Genomic DNA, 4284 nt, shown 5'->3' with positions numbered 1-4284 from the left:
CTTTTATATGGAGTATATTGATTTATGATAAAAAAACGTAAATTACCTGAAGAAACTAACCTAAATATTAATGATTTAAAATTTTATTATGGAATTCCTCATTGTCATACAGCTTTATCTACTGGGCGTGGAACACCCATAGAAGCTTTAGAATATGGCAAAAAAAATGGCTTAGATTATATGATAATAACAGATCATAATGGATATTTAAATGAACAAATAAGGGATAAAGATGGATCTACATTAACCAAATGGAAATTCCTTCAAAAATGTTTGTATAAATTTAATAAGAAATATGATAATTTTATTGCTTTATATGGATTTGAAAGTCATAGTTATCCTTGGGGTGATTTAAATATTATAAATGCTGATACCTACTTTAACGGTACTATAACTAATTTAAATCATTTTTTATTATGGCTACTTTCAAATGAAAATACTTTAGTTTCCATTAATCACCCTCATAAAACTATTGAAAAATTAAATTTTAATTTATATCTAGATAAATTTATCTGCTCTATAGAATTGGGAAATGGCTCTCCACCTAATAAATATTCTAGATATGATAAATATTATTTTTCTTTATTAGATAAAGGTTGGCACTTAGGAGCCATAAACTCTCAAGATAATCATAGAATGAATTTTGGAGAAAATGAAAATTTAACTGGTATTATAAGTACATCTCTTTCTAAAGAATCTATTATTAATGCATTTAAAAATAGACATTGTTTTTCTACAGAATCCAAGACTTTGAAAATGTTTTTTACAATTAACTCTACTTTTATGGGTGGAAATTTAACTATATATAAAAATTCTAATTTAGATTTTTATATATATGCTGAGGATTCTGAAAAAAAAATAAATAAAATTGAAATATTAACAAATGGAGGCACTATAGTAAAAAATCTTAATAACATTAATTTAAATAGAATAAAATATATTTTCAAAAAAAATACTTGTTTTCAAGAAACTTGGTATATTATTAAAATTTATTTAGAAGATAAAAAAAATGCTATTTCTTCACCTATATTTATTAGCGCTTCTGAAGAATTTCTAAACTCATAAAAAAAGTCTAAGTGAAAAACTCCACAATAGGAGCTTTTTACTTAGATTTATGATCCTTAACTCTATTTGGTTTTGCTTTTGGCTTAATAACAACTTTTTTATCTTTTTTAGGCTTTGGATAACCATTTTTATTAACATCTAAGAACCATAAAATAGAGATTACAAAGATACCTAATAACACCATCTTTAATATTAAACCTATATTAAAGAAAAAAGAAATAATAAATGAAATTACACTTATAGTTAAAATAATCCATTTATTAACTTTTACTTTATTAAATACATATCTACCTAACAATGCATAAGAACCAATTACAGCAATTGAAAATATTATGGCTAATAAAACAGATTTAATTGCATCCCACATACCTATACCTCCTTGTACATAATAATATTATAATATATTATATCCCAAACATTTTCAATGCCTATTTAGGAAATGAATTTTTACAAAACAAAAATTATATTATTTTTTTAATAAAATATTAAAATTAAAAAATATTTTTCTTACTTTTTTAATTTTTTGTAGAAATTTTGTAAAAGTTTTGATAGAATATAATCATGACTTTATGATTAACATAAGAGGTGATTTTATGTCTCTAATTAATACATCAATGCAATTAGACGAGCTAGACCTACAAATCTTAGATATTTTAATTAAAGATTGTAGAACGCCATATCTTGAAATAGCAAGAATTTGTCATGTTTCAGGTGGTACTATTCATGTAAGAATGAAAAAAATGGAAGATATGGGTATTATAAGAGGTACTAGAATTCTTCTTAATTTACCAAAACTCGGCTATGATGTTACTTGTTTTGTTGGTATACATCTTAGTGCAGCTTCATCTTACACATCAGTATTTGATGAACTATCTAAAATAAAAGAGATTGTTGAGTTACATTTAATAACAGGAGATTATTCTATTTTTGCTAAAGTTATTTGTAAAAATATATCTGATCTTCAAGATTTATTAATGAATAAAATTAATAATATAGAAGGTATTAGTAGAACTGATACGTTTATATCATTATCTCAGCCAATCGATAGAAATATTCAATTATAATAATTTAAAAATAGCAGAAGATAAAATCTTCTGCTATTTTTATTTTGTAAATGCATAAAAAAATTTTCTTTAGTAATACTAATAATATCTAAAGAAAGGATGTGCACTTTATGAAATCATTAAATACCATTGCTCTTTTATTAATTATTGTAGGAGCATTAAATTGGGGTCTAATAGGATTTTTCAACTTTAATTTAGTTGATAATATTTTAGGCATTCAAACAACTTTTACCAAAATTGTTTATGGTTTAATTGGTTTATGTGGATTATATGGCTTCTCTTTCTTTGGAAAAGAATAAAAAATAACAGGCATAATGCCTGTTATTTTTTAATTTCCTTTTATTTCTTTAATAATTTCAAATAATTCTATTGCTGCTTTTCTAGGACCTTCCTTTTCCATTCCATCTATTGCTAAACAAGTTTTTATTTGTCCAACTTTAATATTATTTTCAAATAAATTTTTAAAATAACCATCTAATAAAATATCAGTAACTTCTTGCTTTTGTGCTGGTCCAAAAGGATTTGCAAAATAAGATTCTACTAATCCATTTTCTGTTGTTGTTCCTTTTGCCATTCTAGCACCTGCTTTAAATATATTTATAGCTTCATTACAAGAAGAAAAATAAGTTATAGATTTTTCTTCTTTATCTACTTTTTCATAATTATTAGCATATAAAAATAAATCTACTTTATATCCTTGCATAATTTCTTTATAAGAAGCAACTGGTATAATTAATCTAGCATTTATTTTATCTGGATTCATAAATATACTTTTATCTATTTCTTTAAAAGCAAATCCTTGATCTAAATCATCTAATCTAACAAAGGCACCTATTTCAGTTCCATATCCATATATTCCATCTTCTTCTATTTTAAAACTTCCCATATCATCAAATACTATGGTCATATCACTTATATATTCTTCACTTAAAGTTCTAAAAGCTTCTAAACTCTCTGATTTACCAGCTCCACTATCTCCCATTATAACTACATTAGCTTCTGTTCCATCTTTTAAAATAACATTTACCATAGCACCATGTATTGGTAGATTCCCTTTTTTTATCATAATAATATTATGAAGTGTTAATATCATTTTTTTCATGTACCCAAAATAATCAATTTCTTCATGATAATTAACATAACCTAACATAATATTATTTTTTTCATCATCATAAAATACAGTTTTAAGTTCTTCATTATCCTTTGCCCCAAAAACATATACAATATCTGGTTTTTTACCCCTATATTCATCCTCTTTTGCTAATTCAAATAAATTACATAAACTTATTCCATGAGACATAAAATCTCTATGAAAATAAACATATGCTATTAGTTCTCCAACCTTAGCTGGATAACAAAACCAATCTTCTTTATCTAATCTAATATTTTTTAAAGGACTTTCAAATGTTTCTTTAAACATACCATCTCTAGTATTTTTTTTAGGATATGTAATAAATGGTGCTTCTAAAGATATTGTATCAATAAAAGAAATATCTTCTAAAATTTCATATCCCTTAGGTATATGCCATATAACATTATTAAGCATTAAACTTGCATTTCCACCTACTGCTAATTGTCTATATACATTAGGAGTTGATCCTAAAAGATTTTTTTGTATTCTTCTATAGAATCTTAAAACTAAATTAGCAAATTCTTCATTAGCTTCTGTAAAACTAACTGCTGCTATTCCATCTTTAATTCTATTATTATGAATAATAGTATATCTTTCTAGTCTTCTCCAAAAAGAATATACTTCTTCTATTAAATTTGAAAATTTTTCTTTATCTTCTAACATAGCTGAAAAACCTTCATTACAAACTATGACTTCTTCTGCTCTCATCATAGATAAAAGTTTCAAAGTTCCTATTATATATCTAGTTATCATTTTTTCATCTGTTGTTCCTGATGCATGACTTACAAATTTAAAAGTATTAGAATTTCTTTTTTTAGATTTTTTCAAATATGTTTCAAGTATCTTTCTAAAGCCCTCACTATCCATAATAGATTCAAAATTATTACAATATTTTACTGTAAAATTCATAGTTACTTTATTATTCTTTAAGCAAAATTCTTTTTTCATATATTAAAAGCCCCCTTATATATATAACTTATTTAATTAAGTATTATTTGTATTAATTTATTATTAAATAAACAT

Annotated in this window: 5 protein-coding genes; 3 read left to right on the top strand and 2 right to left on the bottom strand. The window is 24.0% G+C overall.

The window, feature by feature from the left end; translation table 11 throughout:
- Window positions 1–24: 24 nt before the first annotated feature.
- Window positions 25–1065, top strand: a complete 1041-nt coding sequence (locus tag GBZ86_RS13210; RefSeq protein ID WP_152891377.1) for a CehA/McbA family metallohydrolase domain-containing protein — start codon at window positions 25–27, stop codon at window positions 1063–1065.
- A gap of 37 nt (window positions 1066–1102) precedes the next feature.
- Here GBZ86_RS13210 and GBZ86_RS13205 read toward each other — a convergent pair whose 3' ends face one another.
- Window positions 1103–1432, bottom strand: a complete 330-nt coding sequence (locus GBZ86_RS13205) for a hypothetical protein (protein WP_152891375.1) — start codon at window positions 1430–1432, stop codon at window positions 1103–1105.
- A 226-nt stretch (window positions 1433–1658) separates the two neighbouring features.
- Here GBZ86_RS13205 and GBZ86_RS13200 point away from each other — a divergent pair, with 226 nt between their 5' ends.
- Window positions 1659–2129, top strand: a complete 471-nt coding sequence (locus GBZ86_RS13200) for an Lrp/AsnC ligand binding domain-containing protein (RefSeq protein WP_152891372.1) — start codon at window positions 1659–1661, stop codon at window positions 2127–2129.
- A 110-nt stretch (window positions 2130–2239) separates the two neighbouring features.
- Entirely contained in the window at window positions 2240–2428 is a 189-nt protein-coding gene (locus tag GBZ86_RS13195; RefSeq protein WP_152891369.1) for a DUF378 domain-containing protein, read from the top strand.
- Between the two features lie 29 nt (window positions 2429–2457).
- Here GBZ86_RS13195 and GBZ86_RS13190 read toward each other — a convergent pair whose 3' ends face one another.
- Window positions 2458–4209: a phosphoenolpyruvate carboxykinase gene (locus tag GBZ86_RS13190; protein WP_152891367.1), complete on the bottom strand. Its 1752-nt coding sequence runs from the start codon at window positions 4207–4209 to the stop codon at window positions 2458–2460.
- Between the last annotated feature and the right edge of the window lie 75 nt (window positions 4210–4284).

Origin of the sequence: Clostridium tarantellae, from assembly GCF_009295725.1 — a bacterium.
GTDB lineage: Bacteria > Bacillota > Clostridia > Clostridiales > Clostridiaceae > Sarcina > Sarcina tarantellae.
The sequence above is the reverse complement of the archived record's forward strand: the minus strand, read 5'-3'. Positions and strand labels throughout refer to the sequence as shown.